Source organism: Aeromonas aquatilis, assembly GCF_054052405.1.
Map to the genome: position 1 here is coordinate 1 of NZ_JBSTYP010000051.1, position 18707 is coordinate 18707.

Genomic DNA, 18707 nt, shown 5'->3' on the forward strand with positions numbered 1-18707 from the left:
TTACGGGAGGGGCGTGAATATCAAAGCATGTTTGCATGAGGCGCTGGGGCACCCCATGCAACACGTAATTGGGACATAGCCATAAAAAAGGCCGCCTGAGGCGACCTTTGCAATGAACATTCAGAAAAACTGTGCGTGCAAGGTCACCTCTCTTGCGAGCTAAAAAATCGACCAAACAGCACGAGGGTGGCAGACATGAGGTGACAACCTGACTTATGAATGAGGAAACAGCCTAAACCATGGAAAGAATAATTGACACATAAAATCAAAAATTTTTTATGTGTGCCGATGTCATCACTCTGACTGTACGTACAACTCAATCGGCGAGCGCGTTACCGGGCCGTATCTTTTCTACCTTGTGGCTATTTACTGGGCGATAATCGATGTAGCTTCTTCTGGAACTAGTGACCGCTACATGGCGCTGACGGGAACAACGATGAGACAGGATGTCGTATGAGATGGATGGTGCTGCCCTGGTTACTGATCAGCCTGAGTGTGTCGGCGCAGCCCGGATTAACCCTGCTGAGTCATGACTTACCCCCCTTTACCGAATACCGCGACGGCAAGCTCGACGGATTTGCCATTCGTCTGATCGATGAGGTGCAGGAGGAGCTTGGCACCCGCTATCCGGTGCGGATTTACCCGCTCAAGCGGGCGCTGGCGCTGGCACGGGTCGAGCCCGGCTATGGACTGTTCGTGGTACAGCGGCTCCCGGAGCGGGAGTCCCATTTCAAATGGGTTGGCCCGCTCTTTATCAATCGGGTCTTTATCTATCAGGCGCCGGATAGTCGCCACCCTCTGACCTCGCTGGCGCAGCTGCGAGATCTGCCCAGAGTGGGGGTAGTGCTGGGGAATGCCGATGACGTGCGGCTGACCCATGAGGGCTACACCAATCTGGTGCGCTACAAGACAGTCAGGGAGGCGATAGAGCGGCTGATGCTGGGCAAGATCGATGCCTTGCCGATGGCGGAGCTGGTGATGGAGGCCACCCTCGACAAGATGGGGTTATCCCGGCGCAGCATCGTCAGCAGTGGCGTACTGCTCCATCAGGCCGGTCTCTATATCGTCTTCTCCAAGGGAACGGATGATGCCGAGATCACCCGCTGGCAGCATGCCCTGGATGCCGTCAGAGCGGCACAGGGGCGGGCCGATGGGCCCACCCGCGAAGAGTAACTGTCACATCAGACCGCGAACTAGGATCCCGCCTATCAGTAAGGGTGCAATCCAGCGCCAGCAGTTCATCAGCAGATGATGCCAGTGGGCAGAGAGCCCTTGTGGCAGCGCCTTGCGTCCCAGCTTCCAGCCCAGCAGCAGCGTCAACATCAGGCCGAACAGCGGCATCATCAGGTTGGAGGTGATGAAGTCGAGCAGTTCGAAGATGGTTTTGCCAAACAGGGTGACGTGTTGCAGCGGGCCAAACGACAGGCTGACCGGAATGCCGCACACCATGACGAACAGGGTGATGGCACTGCAGGCGTTACGACGCGACCAGCCCCAGGTCTCGCACAGGAAGCACTGCAAATGCTCCAGCAGGGAGATGGCCGAGGAGAGCGCCGCAAAGACCAGCAGGGCGAAGAAGATCACCTCAAGCACCTGACCGAAGGGCAGCAGCTGAAATACCGCCGGCATGGTCATAAAGGTGAGGCCCGGGCCCGCAGCAGGATCGATACCGGTCGATGCCAGCACCGGGAAGATCATCAAACCCGCCAGTACCGCTACCATGCTGGCCAGCAGCACCACCCAGAGGCTGGAGCGACCAACCCCTTCACTGGAAGGCAGGTAGGCACCGTAGGTGGTATGAATACCCAGACCGATGGAGAGGGAGAAGAAGGCCAGCCCCATGGCGTCGAGCACGCCGGACATCCCCAGCTTGCTGAAATCGGGCATCAGGAAGTGGCGCACCCCCTCCATGGCGTTGGGCAGGGTGAGGCCAAAGGCGACCAGCATCAGGATCATCACGAACAGGGCTGGCATCATCCAGCGCAGGGTGCGCTCCACCCCTTTCTGGATCCCGCCCCGCACCACCATCCAGGTCAGTGCGGCAAACAGCAGATGAGTGAGAATGGGCCAGATGTCACCGCTGACATAGTCATTGAAGCGGGCGGTGAGGGCTGCTGCATCCCCATGGTTGAGATCGCCGGAGATGGCCATGCCGGTATAACCCAGGGTCCAGCCGCCCACCACGCTGTAGAAGCAGTAGATGAGCAGGGTAGAGATCACCCCCATTACCCCAACCCATCGCCACTGTTTGCCGAGCAGATCGGAGAAGGCACCCACTACCCCGCGGCGACTCATGCTGCCGAGCAGGGTTTCCCCCATCAGTACCGCAACCCCCAGGGTGAAGCTGAACAGCAGAAAGACCAGCAGGAAGGCGCCGCCGCCGTTGACGGCGGTGACATAGGGAAATTTCCAGATTGCGCCGATACCGACCGCGGAACCCGCTGCGGCGAGAATGTAGCCGAGTCGGGATGACCATTGGGACTGCTTCATAAGAACTCCAATCGAGCGCCCCTTGGCAGGGGCAGAATGGCGCTCATGTTACGGAGGTCACGGCGCAATCACTACGATGGTTATCTGGTGTAAATGCGATTTATTGGCATGCTTGGCTAATTTAATTCTGTTTTTTGCCCAATCCTGCCACCAAATAAAAACCGGAGCGAGATTGCTCCGGTTTGGTCTCTGACAGCTGCTCGTCGGCGGACTAGGTCACCCCGAGCTCCCGCAGCCGCTCCATCAGGTAGCTGTGGGCGGTATGGCGCTCGGAGAGCACCACATCCGGGCGCGGATGGAGGAACAGCGGCAGCGAGATACGCGACTTGGCGGCGCTGCCACCGGTCGGGTTGATGACGCGGTGAGTGGTGGAGGGGTAGTAGCCGCGGGAGGCCTCCTGCAGCATATCGCCGATATTGATGATGAGGGTGCCAAAGTCGCACGGCACGTCCATCCACTCGCCATCGGAACCCTTCACCTGCAGCCCCGGCTCGTTGGCGGCGGGGAGAATGGTGAGCAGGTTGATATCCTCGTGGGCGGCGGCGCGGATGGCGCCCGGCTCCTCGGTGCCATCGAACGGCGGATAGTGCAGCACCCGTAGCAGGGTCTTATGGCTCCCTTCGATCATCGAGGAGAGGGGGCAGCTGTAGTGAGCGGCGATATCAGCCGGGGTATACTGCTCCACCCAGCCCAGCAGCTCGGCGGCCAGACCGTTGGCCAGACGATAGTACTCCATCGCCTGCTCTTTCAGCTCTTGTGGCATCTGGCCCCAGGGGTAGATGTGGAAGTACTCTTTGATGTCTTTCTGGCTATGGCCCTTGGCCACCTCGGAGACCGACGGCGGGAAGTAGCCATCCTGAGTTTCGCGGTTGAACAGGAAATCCTGCTTCTGCTCGCTCATGAAGAAGCGATACCAGTTGTCGTAGATGGACTGCACCAGCTCTTTCGGAATGGGGTGGTTGGTCAACACGCCAAAGCCGGTAGTTCGCAGGGATTCGGTGAAGCGTTGGGCCGCATCGGGTGAGCGGTAATCGACGGTCAGGACTTTCATTGTTTTTGTTGCGCGCCAGTTAAAAGATGGCGCAGTTTACCTTGCGCCTGATAACAAGGAAAGCGGGTTGGCCGCCACGTCTGGCACGGCGTTGAATAGTGACAAAAACATCAAATAAACCGCACCAGACCGCACGGGAGCGCATCCCTTGTGATGGCCTTTTATCCTCTCTAGAATGCCGCTCACTATCTTTTCCGGAGTCTGTTCATGTCCCCCAAAATCCTGTTGCTGACCCTGCCGGTATTGCTGGCGGGATGCAGTGCCCTGTCAGAAGATGAGTGCCGCACCATGAGTTGGTACAACCTGGGTTATCAGGATGGATCGGAAGGCAAAACCCGTCAGGCGACCCGCGATTACGTTTCGTCTTGCAGCGAATATGGACTCAAAGTGGATGAAGCCGAGTGGAAACGGGGTTACGACAAGGGGCTGGAGCTCTACTGCATTCCCGAGCTGGCTTACAGCAAGGGCAAGGAGGGGCAGGAGTATCGCGGTGTCTGTCCCAATGATGCCAGCTTCCTCAAGCAGTACCAGCGCGGCTATGAAGAGTACAAACTGGCTGCCCGTTTGCGGGAGATCAGCGACGAGCTGGAGCGTACCGAGCGGGATATCGATACGCTTGAACGCAGCATCCGCAACGAAACCAACACGGAACAGCGCGACTACTACCGCGCCAAGCGCGATCGGGCCATTCGCCACTACGAATCCCTGCGCCGGGAGTACAACCGTCTGCGTTATCCGGATCGGGTGATCCAGTTCTCCTTCGGCGGTTAATCCCTCTCTTCATGGCCAGCCCGCGTGCTGGCCATGTTGCATCTTGTCAGCTCAGGGCAGAACCCAGCGCTGCAGCGCCAGTGCGATACCATCTTCGTTGTGGTCGGCCGTGACCTGATGGGCATGACTCTTGATTTGCGGGGCCGCATTGCCCATGGCCACCGCCAGCCCCACCTGCTCGAACATGCTGATATCGTTGTTGTTGTCACCAAACGCTACCACCTGATCCATTGCAATCCCTTCGCTGGATGCCCACTGGGCCAGCCGGTTGCCCTTGCTGCAACCGGGCTGTACCAGCTCCACCGCATAGGGGGCCGCCCAGTCACGGGTAAAGGGCATCTGCTCGACCACCTCGCCCATAAAGGTGTGCAGGCGCGCCGGATCCTGATTGAACAGCTCCAGCTTCCAGACCGGGTTGTCGAGCCAGCCTGCCAGCTCCTCGACCGAGTGGAGGGCGATCTTGAGGTGGTCCGGCTGATTGGCCGACCAGTGGCGGATGCGGGTGACATGCTCTTCACAGCCGAGGTAGCCGATCCCCTCGCTCAGGTGGAACAGGGCGCCCATCTGCTGCGCCTCGACCGCGGCCAGCAGCTCGGTAAGCGGGGCGGCCGCCAGCGGGTCGCCGCTGAGGATCCGGTTCTGCACCGGATCATAGAGATAGGCGCCGTTGCTGCAGATGAGGGGGGTATCGAGGGCCAGCTCGTGGTGGAAGGGACGCGCCGTCATATAGTGGCGCCCCGTGACCAGCAGCACCTTGATGCCGTGGGCGCGGGCCTGCGCCAGTGCTGCCCGGGTGGCCGACGAGATCTTGTGATCCCGGGTCAGCAGGGTGCCATCCATATCGAGCGCGATGGCCTTGTACTCACTCATAGCTCCTCCAGCATCGAACAAATCCGCAAAGAGCGTTACCGTCCCAGACCCGGCGCCCCGATGCAAGTCTTGCCCGCGGCCGGAGCGCTGAACTGTGATCCCTTCGTGGCTCAGGCACAGCTGGAGGGGGCGCATCGCTGTCTCTATCGCATCACGCCGTCCGCGTTCTGATTTCGTCAAACGCCCAAAAACAACAAAGCAGGCGCCGGGATGCCTGCTTTGTTGCCTTCGGGGAGGGGGTTCTCTCGTTCCAGCCCGTCGTTTCCCGATAAGGTAAGACGGCTGATGGGGCTCTTGACCCGGTAAGGTCCTTCACCGCAGAGACCCGGTCAGGTATCTGCTTTGCCACCGGAAGATGTAACCATAGTATCCCTCCCGTGCCGGTGAGTGGTTGCAAAGTAACCACTTATTTAGGTTGTTTTTGCAATAGTTCACCCTTAATCTAGGAAAAGTGGATTAGTCATTGCAACGAGGAAGGGTAAATGCTGAAACTTGATCGCATAGACAGACATATTCTCGAGCTGATGCAGGAGAATGGCCGCATCAGCAATCTGGAACTGGCCGAGTTGGTCGGGCTCTCGCCGTCCCCCTGCTCCCGCCGGGTCAAGGCGCTGGAGGATGCCGGTCTCATCGACACCCACGTTACTCTGCTCAACGCCCGCCAGCTTGGCCTCACCCTCACCGCCTACATTCACATTTCCATGGACAGACATACGCCCGAGCGGTTCGAAAACTTCGATCGCGCCATCAGCGAACTGCCCGAAGTGCTGGAGTGTGACCTTATCACCGGCAATGATGCCGACTACCAGCTCAAGGTAGTGGTGCGCGACATGGAGCACTACCAGCACTTCCTGCTGGACAAGCTGACCCATATTCCGGGGGTGACCGGAGTGCGCTCCAGCTTCGTGCTGCGCCGCATCAAGCACAAGACGGCGCTGCCGCTCAACCATCTGGGTTGAGCCCGCGCAAGCCGCTTAGAGAAACAGAAAGAGGAGGCCAGTGGCCTCCTCTTTTGCTATTCGCTCTTGGTTATTCGGTAGTGGTTATCGGGTCTGGATTAGCTGTCGCGGTGACGGGACTACTGCCGTGGTCAGACGCTGACCTGGCTGATGTCTTCCACCTGCAGCAGCCAGCCGCTCTGCTCCTGCTGCGGTTCGCCGCTGACTCGCAGCCGCTCGCCGGTCGGCACCCATTGCCCCTCGGGCAGGGAGACCAGCAGGCTCTCGCTGCCGTTATCGAACAGCCAACGATCTTCGCCAAGCGATTCAATCAGATAACCTTCCATCTCCACTCTGGACTCGGCTTGCCAGGATGGCGCAACGGAATCACGGCTCTCGATGAAATCCCCCTGAACACCAAAACTGGCTAGCCCCCACAGAATGGAGAGCCCGACGATGGATGTTTGCATCTTGTCTCTCCTCTTTTGGAACTGTAGGGCCAGTATGGGAACAGAAAACTGAGCGCACCATGAACAAGGTGGCAAAGTGCTGGCGAGATCGCGAAAAAATCCGGCCAATTGGCCGGCGGTGTCATTTTATGGTGTCTGGATCACACTATTTGGCGGCTTCTTCTGCCATCCGTTCGGCTCTTGGCTTATTCGTCCAGATGGCAACCCCGCGATGATCCGCACAGCTCCCCTCTGCCACGATGGCGCGAACCCGGGTGCCATCATTGCAAATGGCCTGCCAAGCATCGGCATCATCGATGGCGAGCGGGCGTGGTTTGGCAAGCCGTGAGCAGCAGGGCGCACAGGGGGAGCAATTTTGTCATGGCTGACTCCTCGTGGTCTCGGGGCGATGGAGGATGTGAAGGGTAGGGATGACCTCGCCATCCGGGCTTCGCTCCCCTGCATCTGTGATAACCGGTTAATGGGCAAGGTGTCACTGACGGGCGCTGAAGTCGATCAGCCGGGGCTTGCCGTGCTCCCTCCTTCGGCCTAAGGTGAGGCCGTTTTTACTGCCTCATTGAAGGAGCGTTTTCATGTCCACTCTCTATCCCCGCGTCGGTGTCGGTGTCATCCTGACCAATGCTCAGGGCCTGGTTCTGCTTGGTAAACGCAAGGGAAGCCACGCCCCCTACTGGTCCATTCCGGGCGGCCATCTCGAGCTGGGGGAGAGCTTCGAGACGGCGGCGATCCGCGAGGTGGCCGAGGAGACAGGGCTGGCGATCAGCTCGCCCGAAGTGGTGGCGGTGACCAACAATCTGGAGACCTGGCGCGAGAGCGGTCTTCACTATATCTCGGTGACGCTGCATGCCCGGGCCGATGGCGAGCCGCAGTTGCTGGAGCCGGAAAAGTGCGAAGGCTGGGTCTGGTGCGATCCGCGCGTGCTGCCCGAGCCCCACTTTGATGCCAGCCGCCAGTCGATTGCCTGCTGGCTGGCGGGGCGCTGCTATCTGCCGGGTGATGTGCCAATGGTGTCGGCCGGATCAGCCTGATTGTCATAAATAGATCATCGCGCTGTCATATTATCTCCTCTCCATCGGTGTGAAAGGGACGGGAGCAGCAGCGTGGGTGAGGTCTTTTGGCGGTTTTTGTGGCTGGGATGCGTCAGTTTTGGCGGCCCGGCCGCCCATATCGGGTATTTCCAGCGCACCTTTGTCCAGCGCCTGGGCTGGCTGGATCAGGGCGAGTTTGCCCGCCTGCTGGCGCTCTGCCAGCTGCTGCCGGGGCCAGCCTCCAGCCAGCTCGGTTTTGCCATCGGCCGCCACCGTGCCGGTTTTGGCGGGGCACTGGCTGCCTTTGTCGGCTTCACCCTTCCCTCCTTTATCTTGCTGCTGGCGGCCGCCCTCGGGGTGGCGCTGGTGGGCAGCAACCTCTGGCTGGCAAGCGCCCTGCACGGTCTCAAGCTGCTGGCGCTGATCGTGGTGGCCGATGCCGTGCTCGCCATGAGCCGCCAGTTCTGCAGCAACCGCTTGGCTCAGGGGATCATGGTGGCGACCGCCGCCGCGCTCTGGTGGCAGCCCGGCCTGCTGACCCAACTGGGGATGCTGGCGCTCGCCGCACTGCTCTCGGCCCGTTTCCAGCTCGGGGAGGGGACACAAGGGGCTGCCGAGCCACGATTTGCCACCACCAGCCAGCCAAACTGGCTGCTTCTGCTGCTCTTTGCCGCCCTCTTTGTTGGCCTGCCGCTGCTTGGTGGCCCGATTGGCCAGCTGGTGGCCGACTTCTATCGGGCAGGTAGCCTGGTCTTTGGTGGTGGCCATGTGGTGCTGCCGCTGCTGGCCGAGAGCGTGGGCCACACCCTCAGCGAGCAGCAGTTCCTGACCGGCTACAGTCTGGCCCAGCTGGTGCCGGGCCCCATGTTTACCCTTGCCACCTACCTTGGCGCCCAGCTGTTGCCCGGGACGCCGCTGCTCGGGGCCTTGTCGGCGACCCTGGCGCTCTTTGCGCCCGGCTTTCTGCTGCTCTGGGCGGTGGGCCCCTGCTGGCAGCAGTGGCTGGCAAGTCCCCGTCTGGCGGGGGCCGTCGCTGGCATCAATGCCGCCGTGGTCGGGCTCTTGCTGGCCGCGCTCTACCAGCCGGTGTGGCAGAGCGCCGTGCTGGCGCCCACCGATCTGGCGCTGGCCGTTATCGGCTTTTATCTGCTGCGGGTGGTGAAGCTGCCGGTGCCGGCCATCGCTGGGTTGCTGGTGCTGGCGGCCCTGTTGCAGGCGTGACGGGAATGTTCCCTACTGCGCTTTTCAATGGATGCCGCTTACCGTTTCGCTGTTAACAGCCCATAGCGGATCGGGCGACGGCCTGTGTCGGCTGCCGACATGCCGCGAAAGGCGAGGGGGGCAGTGGCTGGCTTGGTATAAGACAAAATTAGGTCATGCAGCCAAAATCCATAAATCAAATTTATAGTGTTGGTTTGGCTGCGGGAGCGCTGTGCGGGTGCGGTGTTCAGGTGCAAAGGTGAACTGCGCCGGGTTATGGGAGCGAGTATGGTTCACGGATGGCGGGGCATTTGAGGTGGCTGATGGGGCGTATCCCCTTGCATGTTTGCGCCTGGAGCTAGCTTGTGTCTTTCTGCGCACTATTTTCGTCATTTTCCCTCGCCAGTTGCCGTCCGTATCGAAAAAAGCAAGATGAGTCAGGATATCCTTCCGCTGTTGGCCGATAGTACGCAGCACAGAGGAGGCTTTATGAATATCAGCCAGGCAGGTGCTTACGCCAGACGCTTCCAGAAGGTGTTCGATCATATTGAACAGCATCTGGATGAAGAGCTGTCATTGGAGCAACTCAGTGCGGTGGCCTGTTTTTCGCCATTTCACTTTCATCGGCAATTTGCCAGTCACTGTGGCGTGCCGTTAGGGCGTTATATCCAGCTACTTCGCCTGAAACGAGCGTCATACCGATTGGCATTCAATCCTCTGGAAAAAGTAATTGATATCGCACTTGATGCGGGCTTCCAGCACGCAGAGTCATTCAGTCGCGCATTCAAGCAAGTTTTTGGTCTGACACCGAGCCAGTTTCGGAAAAAACCGGACTGGGCCAATTGGCATCAGTGTCTGCCCAAACCCAGATCAGAGAGGATTGAAACCATGCACGTTACCATTATCGATTTTCCCGCAACAGCGGTCGCAGCCTTGACGCACTCAGGCCAGCCCGAGCGAATCAATGAAACAGCGGCGCGCTTTATTGAATGGCGTAAAACAACCGGCTGTTCACCCGTTGCGACAAGCCAGACTTATGGGATAGCTCCTTGTGATCCGGTTACGACTGAGGGGGCGATGTTTCGCTTTACGCTCTGTGGCAGTGTGAACAGGCCAATTGATGAAGGGAATGCATTCGGTGTGAAAAATGCCGTTATCCCTGCGGGTCGTTGCGCTGTCGTGCGCTATCAGGGGTCTCATGACCATTTGGCTGAGTCTGCAAGAGCCTTGTATCGTGACTGGTTGCCAGAGAGTGGCGAGGAGTTGCGCGATTTTCCGCTCTTCTTTCACTATCACAACTTTGTACATGAAGTGGCTGCGCATGAATTGGTCACCGACATTTACCTGCCGCTGAAATAATCTGTCAGCATGACGGAATAGCCGTTTCATCGTGGCTGCGGTCGGTCACATCAAGACAAAAAACGGCGCCTCCGTGATGGAGGCGCCGTTTTTATTGCAATGGGTCAGCCGCTTAAGCGTCGGGATCGAAATCCAGACTCAGGCTGTTGACGCAGTAGCGCTGGCCGGTCTCGGTCGGTCCGTCGGGGAAGACGTGACCGAGGTGGGAGCCGCACTGGCTGCAGGTGATCTCCACCCGCTTCATGCCGTGGCTGCTGTCCTCGGTGTAGATCACCGTCCCCTCGATGGCCTTGTCGAACGAGGGCCAGCCGCAGCCGGAATCAAACTTGGCTCCTGAGTGAAACAGCACGCTCTTGCAGCAGACACAGAGGTAGTCGCCGCTCTTGCGATTGTGGAGCAGGGCGCCGCTGTAGGGGCGCTCGGTGCCCTTCTCCCAGCAGACGTGAAACTGCTCGGCGGTCAGTTTGCTGCGCCACTGTTCCGGATTGTTACTGCTCATACCGACTCCTTGCCATCCATACCGGAGCCCAGCATAGCGGCTCCGTAAAGCTGACTCCAGCATGCCTCTTATGCTTTGCCTGTATCTGTGATCGAGGTTGCAACCATCTCCTCACCGGATGCCGGGAGAATTTCCTGCTGCGGTGGCTGGGCATCCTGCGCCGTGCTGGCCAGCGCCACCCGCTCCAGCAGTTTGAGGGAGTGGGCCCGGCCGACTGCCACCTGCCGTTTGATGTCATCGGGCAGGAAGGGCAGCCCATCGTTGGTGGCGGTGTCGATGGTCTGGATCCACTCCAGCCCTTCCCCCGGCGGAGGCAGGCGGAACTGGATATCATAGTCGCTGGCGTTGAACAGCACGTACCAGCGCTCGCCGACACAGTTGATCATGCCGATATCCATGGCAAACGCCTGCCCCATGGGGGCGTGCCAATCCTGATCGGTGAGCTGGTGGCCGTCCGGGTGATACCAGTTGACCTGATGGCAGCTGGACGGGGTGCCATTCCAGCTGTCGTCGCTCAGTTGCAGGTTGGAGAAGACGCAGGACTCCGCCCGCAGCGCCATCATCTGCTGGGTGAAGGCGAACAGCCGCTCATCCTCCGGCCGCCACTGCCAGTTGACCCAGCTGATCTGGTTGTCCTGACAGTAGGCGTTGTTGTTGCCAAGCTGGCTGCGGCCCATCTCGTCGCCGGCGAGGAAGTGTGGAGTGCCTTGGGAGAGCAGCAGAGTGGCAATCAGATTGCGCTTCTGCTGCTGGCGCAGGCTGTTGACCCGCGGATCCAGGGTCGGCCCCTCTACCCCATGGTTATAGGAGAGGTTGTTGCCGTGACCGTCCCGATTGTCTTCACCGTTGGCCTGATTGTGGCGCTGGTTGTAGGAGACCAGATCCTCCAGGGTGAAACCGTCGTGATAGCAGAGGTAGTTGACGCTGGTGTGGGGGGAGCGCCAGTTCTTCGGGAAGATATCCCGCGAGCCCACCAGACGGGTGGCAAAATCCCCCATCTTGCCCGCATCACCGCGCCAGAAGGCACGCACAGTGTCGCGGTAGCGGTCATTGATCTCCTGCCACTGGCTCGGGAACTGACCCAGCCGGTAGCCGAAGGGGCCGATATCCCAGGGTTCGGCGATGAGCTTGACCTGTGACAGCACAGGGTCGGCCATCACCGCCTTGAAGAAGGCGCCCATGGGCTCGAACTCTCCCGCTTCCCGCGCCAGCGTTACCGCCAGATCGAAACGGAAGCCATCCACCTGCATCTCGGTGACCCAGTAGCGCAAAGCATCGAGCACCAGTCGCAGGGTATTGGGGTGATCCAGATTGACGCTGTTGCCACAACCGGTCACGTTGGCGTGACGGCGGTAGTCGGGACCGTGGGGGCCCGCTTCGAAGGCGAAGTAACCGGCGTTGTCAAAGCCCTTGAACGAGAGGGTCGGGCCATCGAAGCCGGAGGCTGCCGTGTGGTTGTAGACCACATCCAGGATCACCTCGAGCCCGGCCCGGTGCAGCTCGCGTACCATGGTCTTGAACTCGGTCACCGCCTCGTCTGCCTTGGTGCTGTAGCGCGGCTCCGGGGCGAAGAAGGCGATAGGGTTGTAGCCCCAATAGTTGGTCAGGCCCAGCTGCTCCAGTCGGGGTTCCGACATAAAGGCGGCCACCGGCATCAGCTGCACCGAGGTGACCCCCAGGCTCTTCATGTGTTCGATGATCAGCGGGTGGCAGATACCAAGGTAGGTGCCCTGCAGTGCCTTGGGGACACCGGGGTGCTGCCTGGTAAAGCCCTTGACGTGAGTCTCGTAGAGAATGGTGCGAGCCGGGCTGATCCCGGGCTTGCCTACCCCCTGCCAGTCAAAGTGGTCATCGACCACCACCGACTTGGCTATCATGCCGGCACTGTCCCCCTGATAGAGGGTTTCATCCCAATAGGTGGGGCGACTGAGCGCCTTGGCGTAAGGGTCGATCAGCAGTTTTTGCGGATCGAACAGGGTTCCCTCCAGCGGCGGGCCGTAGACCCGATAGCCGTAGCGCTGACCGGCCTTTACGCCGCGCACGTAGCCAAAGCGATACTGGCCACGGCGGCCCGGCAACTCCAGCCGCATCAGCTCCTGCTCCTGCTCGTCGTACAGGCAGATCTCCACCTTGTCCGACTGGGGGGCCCAGACGCAGAAGTGGCAACCGTTCTCGTCAAGGCGGGCCCCCAGCGGGTGGCCCACCCCTTTTTCCATTACAAGCATCAAGACTCCTGTTTGATAAACAAGGTCGCCAGCGGTGGCAGATCCAGCACTATGCTGTGTGCCATCCCCTGCCAGGGGGTCGGCTCGGCAGCGAACACCAGACCTACATCATAGTTACTACCCCAGTAATACTCGCTGTCGGTGTTGAGCACCACCCGATAGTGGCCCGCCGCAGGGACGCCGATCCGATATTCGAGACGGGGCACCGGGGTGAAGTTGCAAGCCATCACAATAGCCTGCTTGCCCTCTTTGTCCGCCCGCAGCCAGGCAAAGATGCTGTTGTCGGCATCGTTGTGATCCAGCCAGCGGAAGCCGGTCTGCTCATAATCGGCCTGATACAAGGCAGGCTCATGACGGTAGAGGTGGTTGAGATCGTGGATCAGCCGCTGTTGACCGGCATGCTTGGGGTACTGCAGCAGGTGCCAGGGCAACTGGGCATCGTGATTCCACTCGTTGCTCTGCGCCAGTTCGGTGCCCATGAAGTTGAGTTTTTTACCAGGGTGGGCATACATAAAGCCCATGTAGGCCCGCAGGTTGGCAGCTTGCTGCCACTCGTCACCGGGCATCTTGTAGAGCATGGAGTGTTTGCCGTGCACCACCTCATCATGGGAGAGCGACAGGATAAAGTTCTCGTCATAGTGGTACACCATGGAGAAAGTCATGTCGTTGTGGTGGTAGCGGCGGTGGATCGGCTCTTTTTGCATATAGCTGAGGGTGTCGTGCATCCAGCCCATATTCCACTTGAAGCCAAAGCCGAGGCCGCCGAGGAAGGTGGGGCGGGAGACACCGGCAAAAGCGGTGGACTCTTCGGCTATGGTCATGGCGTGGGGATACTTGCCGTAGACCTCCTCGTTGGTCCACTTGAGCAGACTGATCGCCTCGTAGTTGTGGTTGCCGCCATCGACGTTCGGTACCCACTCACCGGCGTTGCGGGAGTAGTCCAGATAGAGCATGGAGGCGACCGCATCCACCCGCAGGCCGTCGATGTGGAACTTGTCGAGCCAGAACAGGGCGCTCGCCACCAGGAACTGGCGTACTGTGTCGCGGCCGAAGTCATAGATGTAGGAGTTCCAGTCCGGGTGCCAGCCACGGCGCGGATCTTCGTACTCGTAGAGCGGGGTGCCATCGAAGCGTGCCAGGCCGTGGGCATCGGACGGGAAGTGGGCGGGCACCCAGTCCAGAATGATGCCGATCCCGGCCTGGTGGCACTGGTCGACGAAGTATTTGAAATCATCAGCGGTGCCGTAGCGGCTGGTGGGGGAGAACATGCCCACCGGCTGGTAGCCCCAGGAGCCGCTGAAGGGGTGCTCGGAGACCGGCAGCAGCTCGATGTGGGTGTACTCCATCTCCTTGATGTAGGCGACCAGCTCCACCGCCAGTTCGCGCCAGCTTAGGCTGTTGCCATTGGGGTGGCGTTTCCAAGAGCCGACATGGAGCTCATAGATGGAGAGGGGTTGCTCACGCTTGTCGTTGTGCTGGCTGGCAATCCACTCGGCATCCTGCCACTGGTACTGGGCGTGGTCATAGACCACGGAGGCGAACGACGGATACTGCTCGCAGTAGAAACCGACCGGATCGCTCTTGTGGGGCAGCCGGTTGCCCATGGGGTCCTTGAGCTCGAACTTGTAGCGATCCCCCGCCTTGAGGCCCGGCACGAACAGCACCCAGTGGCCGCACTGGCTGCGCTGCATCGGGTGACGGCGCCCATCCCAGAAGTTGAAATCGCCGATGAGGCTCACGGCGGTGGCGCTCGGCGCATAGACCGCAAAACGCACCCCTTCCACCTGTTGGCCAAGGTGCTCCACGGTGCGCAGCTGGGCGCCAAGGGTGTGATAGAGGTTTTCCGGCTGGGCGGTCAGTTCGGCCAGGCCTGCCCAGGCGGCATCCTGAAACTGATAGGGGTCGATGACCTCGGTGGTGGCATCTTGGTAGCTGGCGATCAGCTGATAGGGGAAGGCGTTTTTGCGGCGGGTGAAAACAGTTTCAAAAAGACCCGATTCATCGGTGGGCGCCAGGGTGGCAACGACTTTGCCCGACTTGAGATCCTTGACCCGAACTTCGAGGGCATCAGGCAACCAGGCGGTCAGTTTGAGGCCGGGCCCATCCGGATTGGCCTGCAGGCCTAAGTGAGAGAAGGGATCGGAACAGCGGGCAGCAACCAAACGTTCAACGAGCATCGAGATTTCCTTTCATGACAGAGCATCCACTCCGGCCGAAGCCGGAGTGGATTTAGGTGAGAGCGCTGTGGGAGACAGCGTCTCAACGACTGGCCTCATCACGGGCTTGGCTCATCTTGCCAGCCAGTGCCTTGAGTGCCTCATTGGCAAAAATATCTTCCAGATCAGCGGAAAGTTTGCGGCGCCAGTTGGGATATTCGTAACTGGTGCCCGGTACGTTGACCGGTTTGTCCATCTCCAGCCAGTCTTCCAGCTGGGTACTGAACAGGGCGCAGCTGCCGCGGGACATGTGGAGCTGCAGACCGTGGTTGAGTTCGGTGTTCATGCCTACCCAGTTCACGTCATGACTGATGTTGTCAGAGATGACTTTGTGGGCATGCAAGCTGTCGAGGATCCGCTGTTTGGCCTGGTGACGATCAGCATACAGAGTCTTCAATACATCTTCATCCGGATACAGACCCAGTTGACGGCCGAGCGCCAGATCGTCGCAATGCCAGAAGCCCTTGAGGGTCGGCATGTCGTGGGTGGTCAGGGCCGACATCGCCTGCTCGGTGTAGTGCGCCGGGGAGATGAAGCCGCCATCTTCCTTGGAGCGCTCGAAGAAGAACACCTTGTAGGAGTGAACGCCGTTCTCTTTCAGGGTCACGTCGATCCCCTCCGGCACGGTACCCAGATCCTCGCCGATCAGCAGGCACTGATTACGGTGGGATTCGAGGGCCAGAATGCCCAGCAGATCGTTGACCGGATAGTAGATGTAGGCGCCCTTGGCGGCGGACGCTCCGGGCGGTACCCACCATAGCCGCAGCAAGGCCATCACGTGGTCGATACGCAGTGCGCCACAGGAGCGCATGTTGGCACGGAACAAGTCCACCATCGGCTGGTAGGCCGCTTCAAACAGCTTGTTCGGGTTCATCGGGGGCAGGCCCCAGTTCTGACCGAGCGGGCCGAGAATATCGGGCGGCGCACCGACCGAGGCTTTCGGGCAGTAGAGATCCTGATTGGCCCAGATCTCGGTGGAGCCTTCTGAGACGCCCACCGCCAGATCCCGGTAGATACCCATCACCATGCCGGCAGCCTTGGCACGGGCATCGGCTTGCGCCAATTGCTCATCAGCCAAGAACTGCAGGTAGAGGTAGAAGTTCACATCCAGCTGGTGTTCGGCCATCCAGGCGGCAACGGCAGGATTGTGGTAATCGCGCAGCTCCTGCGGCCATACCGGCCAGCCCCAGGCATTCTCGCCCTTGCTATAGAAATAGGCTTGCAGGGCATCGAACGCAGCCTGCTGTTGCAGGCTGTCGCCACCCGCGGCCACGAAGGCATCAAAGGCGGCCTGACGCTCGGAGCCAAGGCTGGCTTCGTCGAACACCTGACGCAGCATGCCGAGTTTGGTCTGGATCACGCCGGTGTAATCGACGTTCTCTTTGGCGCGCAGATCGGCCAGATGTTGCTGGAAGGCAGGGCTTGCCACTTCCGCTTTCAGGCGATCGTTCTGCTGGAATTCGGGCACCGCTTCCACATTGATGTAGGCCACGTTGAGCCAGCGACGGGAAGAGGGGCTGTAGGGACTGGCGCTCTCCGGATTGGCTGGATAGAGGGCGTGGATAGGGTTGAGGCCGACGAAGTGGGCACCCCAGGTGGCCGCTTTCTCGACCAGCTGGCCCAGATCGCTGAAATCACCGATGCCCCAGTTGTGGCGGCTGCGCAGGCAGTAGAGCTGCACGCTTGGACCCCATACCTTGCGGCCATCAGCAATCGGCGCCTGTTTGTAGCACGCCTTGGGGGCGACGATGAGGCGCATGGTGGCCAGCGGCTCGTCATTGCCCTCTTCCAGCAGCACCAGCTGGTGATAACCCAGCTCGGGGGCCATCTCCAGAGTGACGCGATAGGCCTGGCACTCCATCTCTTCAAATTCGGCCACGCCGACCAGCTCACCCTCGATGGGGGTGAATTGACCGGACAGCACTGCACCCTGCTCCTGCTGGAGCTGCCAGGTGAGGGCGTCGTTGACGAATTCGATGGGGAGGCGAACCTCAAGAGTAACGGCGTCGCCGGTGCGAACCACCATCACAGGATCCAGCGCCCGCAGCCAGTGCTGGCGATGCTCCTCTTCCAGCTGCTGCACCAGTGCGGCCTCGTCATCGACGCGGTAGCCCATGGCGCCCAGCATGGCGGCCTTGCTCTCTTCGGATACCTGGGCCGGGTGGCCCCAGGCATCGACATACTCGCTGGCGATACCTTTTGCGGCAGCCAGCTGTTCAATCAGGGTGGTCATAGTTTGAGAATTCCCGCTGTGGATTCTATCTATACTATTTTGTTTGATTTTTATGGGTTGGTACTTGAACAGTGGCTCTTGGGCCATGCTAAACCGCGCATATTTTTACATATCTATGTGAATGGTTGTGTGACCGAGTAGGCACTATTGTTGATATCTGCGCGATGCCACGATCTGGCACTTTTTTCGTCAAAACGTGGTAATCAGTTACATAAACGGAAAATTAATTTCACAGTTTTTCATGATATAGCGCAATTTCAGACAGAAAGCAGGTTGACTCACCGGAGAGTTCTAGTAAATTTACAAGCGGAATTTTCTTTAACTACTGAACAGTTAGGTAACAAAATTATGACTATCAAAGTAGGTATCAACGGTTTTGGCCGTATCGGTCGTTTCGTATTCCGTCTGGCCGCTGAGCGTGCAGACATCGAAGTTGTTGGTATCAACGACCTGATCGATGTTGACTACATGGCTTACATGCTGAAGTACGATTCAACTCACGGTCGTTTCAACGGTACCGTTGAAGTTAAAGACGGCAACCTGGTTGTAAACGGCAAAACCGTACGTGTTACCGCTGAGCGTGACCCGGCCAACCTGAAGTGGGGCGAAATCGGTGTTGACGTTGTTGCTGAAGCTACCGGTCTGTTCCTGACCGACGAGACTGCTCGTAAGCACATCGCTGCTGGTGCCAAGAAAGTTGTTCTGACTGGCCCGTCCAAAGACGCTACCCCGATGTTCGTAATGGGTGTTAACGACTCTACCTACGCTGGCCAGGACATCGTTTCCAACGCTTCCTGCACCACCAACTGCCTGGCACCGATCGCCAAGGTCCTGAACGATACCTTCGGTATCGAGTCTGGCCTGATGACCACCGTTCACGCTACCACTGCTACTCAGAAGACCGTTGATGGTCCGTCTGCTAAAGACTGGCGCGGTGGCCGCGGTGCGGCTCAGAACATCATCCCGTCCTCTACCGGTGCAGCCAAAGCTGTTGGCGTAGTTATCCCGGAACTGAAAGGCCTGCTGACCGGTATGGCTTTCCGTGTTCCGACTCCGGACGTGTCTGTTGTTGACCTGACCGTTAACCTGAAGAAAGCTGCCACCTACGCAGAAATCTGCGAAGCGATGAAAGCTGCTTCCGAAGGCGCTATGAAAGGCGTTCTGGGCTACACCGAAGACGAAGTTGTATCTACCGACTTCCTGGGTGAGCGTCAGACCTCCGTATTCGACGCCAAGGCTGGTATCCAGCTGAACGACAAATTCGTTAAAGTTGTATCCTGGTACGACAACGAAATGGGCTACTCCAGCAAAGTTCTGGACCTGATCGCTCACATCTCCAAGTAATTTGGGATGCGCA

Annotated in this window: 15 protein-coding genes and 1 pseudogene; 7 read left to right on the top strand and 9 right to left on the bottom strand. The window is 59.4% G+C overall.

The window, feature by feature from the left end; translation table 11 throughout:
• Positions 1-453: 453 nt before the first annotated feature.
• On the top strand, positions 454-1173 hold the full coding sequence (locus ACW5W8_RS17920) for a substrate-binding periplasmic protein (protein ID WP_498629263.1): 720 nt from the start codon (positions 454-456) through the stop codon (positions 1171-1173).
• Positions 1174-1176: 3 nt separating this feature from the next.
• Here the strand turns inward: ACW5W8_RS17920 and ACW5W8_RS17925 are convergent, their stop codons facing one another.
• Positions 1177-2490 (bottom strand): sodium-dependent transporter, encoded by a 1314-nt coding sequence (locus ACW5W8_RS17925; RefSeq protein WP_498629265.1) that lies wholly within the window; start codon positions 2488-2490, stop codon positions 1177-1179.
• A 211-nt stretch (positions 2491-2701) separates the two neighbouring features.
• A complete protein-coding gene (locus ACW5W8_RS17930; protein ID WP_498629266.1) occupies positions 2702-3541 on the bottom strand; it encodes an isopenicillin N synthase family dioxygenase in 840 nt (279 codons plus the stop codon).
• Between the two features lie 207 nt (positions 3542-3748).
• Here ACW5W8_RS17930 and ACW5W8_RS17935 point away from each other — a divergent pair, with 207 nt between their 5' ends.
• The gene (locus tag ACW5W8_RS17935) at positions 3749-4312 is read left to right on the top strand and encodes a DUF2799 domain-containing protein (RefSeq protein WP_498629268.1); all 564 of its coding nucleotides are present in this window, start codon (positions 3749-3751) and stop codon (positions 4310-4312) included.
• A gap of 51 nt (positions 4313-4363) precedes the next feature.
• Here the strand turns inward: ACW5W8_RS17935 and ACW5W8_RS17940 are convergent, their stop codons facing one another.
• Positions 4364-5182 (bottom strand): Cof-type HAD-IIB family hydrolase, encoded by an 819-nt coding sequence (locus tag ACW5W8_RS17940; RefSeq protein WP_498629270.1) that lies wholly within the window; start codon positions 5180-5182, stop codon positions 4364-4366.
• A gap of 482 nt (positions 5183-5664) precedes the next feature.
• Here ACW5W8_RS17940 and ACW5W8_RS17945 point away from each other — a divergent pair, with 482 nt between their 5' ends.
• A complete protein-coding gene (locus tag ACW5W8_RS17945; protein ID WP_005304871.1) occupies positions 5665-6141 on the top strand; it encodes an Lrp/AsnC family transcriptional regulator in 477 nt (158 codons plus the stop codon).
• A gap of 131 nt (positions 6142-6272) precedes the next feature.
• Here ACW5W8_RS17945 and ACW5W8_RS17950 read toward each other — a convergent pair whose 3' ends face one another.
• Entirely contained in the window at positions 6273-6590 is a 318-nt protein-coding gene (locus ACW5W8_RS17950; protein ID WP_005343224.1) for a hypothetical protein, read from the bottom strand.
• Positions 6591-6735: 145 nt separating this feature from the next.
• Positions 6736-6952 (bottom strand): annotated as a pseudogene (locus tag ACW5W8_RS17955) (hypothetical protein).
• Positions 6953-7162: 210 nt separating this feature from the next.
• Here ACW5W8_RS17955 and ACW5W8_RS17960 point away from each other — a divergent pair.
• The 3 genes from ACW5W8_RS17960 (at position 7163) to ACW5W8_RS17970 (ending at position 10177) form a co-directional block, all read left to right on the top strand.
• Positions 7163-7618 carry a nucleotide triphosphate diphosphatase NUDT15 gene (locus ACW5W8_RS17960; protein WP_498629272.1) on the top strand — a complete coding sequence of 152 codons (456 nt, stop codon included), beginning with the start codon at positions 7163-7165 and terminating at the stop codon, positions 7616-7618.
• 72 nt (positions 7619-7690) lie between these two features.
• Positions 7691-8839 carry a chromate efflux transporter gene (gene chrA, locus ACW5W8_RS17965; RefSeq protein ID WP_498629274.1) on the top strand — a complete coding sequence of 383 codons (1149 nt, stop codon included), beginning with the start codon at positions 7691-7693 and terminating at the stop codon, positions 8837-8839.
• A gap of 468 nt (positions 8840-9307) precedes the next feature.
• Positions 9308-10177 carry an AraC family transcriptional regulator gene (locus tag ACW5W8_RS17970; protein WP_498629276.1) on the top strand — a complete coding sequence of 290 codons (870 nt, stop codon included), beginning with the start codon at positions 9308-9310 and terminating at the stop codon, positions 10175-10177.
• A gap of 112 nt (positions 10178-10289) precedes the next feature.
• On the opposite strand, the gene msrB is transcribed toward ACW5W8_RS17970, so the two are convergent.
• The 4 genes from msrB to malQ all read right to left on the bottom strand — a co-directional run bounded on the left by msrB (position 10290) and on the right by malQ (position 17350).
• A complete protein-coding gene (msrB, locus tag ACW5W8_RS17975) occupies positions 10290-10676 on the bottom strand; it encodes a peptide-methionine (R)-S-oxide reductase MsrB (protein WP_498629278.1) in 387 nt (128 codons plus the stop codon).
• Between the two features lie 68 nt (positions 10677-10744).
• Positions 10745-12901 carry a glycogen debranching protein GlgX gene (gene glgX, locus ACW5W8_RS17980; protein WP_498629280.1) on the bottom strand — a complete coding sequence of 719 codons (2157 nt, stop codon included), beginning with the start codon at positions 12899-12901 and terminating at the stop codon, positions 10745-10747.
• The gene (gene glgB / locus ACW5W8_RS17985; protein ID WP_498629282.1) at positions 12901-15078 is read right to left on the bottom strand and encodes a 1,4-alpha-glucan branching protein GlgB; all 2178 of its coding nucleotides are present in this window, start codon (positions 15076-15078) and stop codon (positions 12901-12903) included. The genes glgX and glgB overlap by 1 nt, the downstream gene beginning before the upstream one ends.
• Positions 15079-15160: 82 nt before the next feature.
• Positions 15161-17350: a 4-alpha-glucanotransferase gene (gene malQ, locus ACW5W8_RS17990; protein ID WP_498629284.1), complete on the bottom strand. Its 2190-nt coding sequence runs from the start codon at positions 17348-17350 to the stop codon at positions 15161-15163.
• Between the two features lie 348 nt (positions 17351-17698).
• On the opposite strand from malQ, the gene gap reads away from it, so the two are divergent.
• Positions 17699-18694, top strand: a complete 996-nt coding sequence (gap, locus tag ACW5W8_RS17995; RefSeq protein WP_040099300.1) for a type I glyceraldehyde-3-phosphate dehydrogenase — start codon at positions 17699-17701, stop codon at positions 18692-18694.
• Positions 18695-18707: the final 13 nt, after the last annotated feature.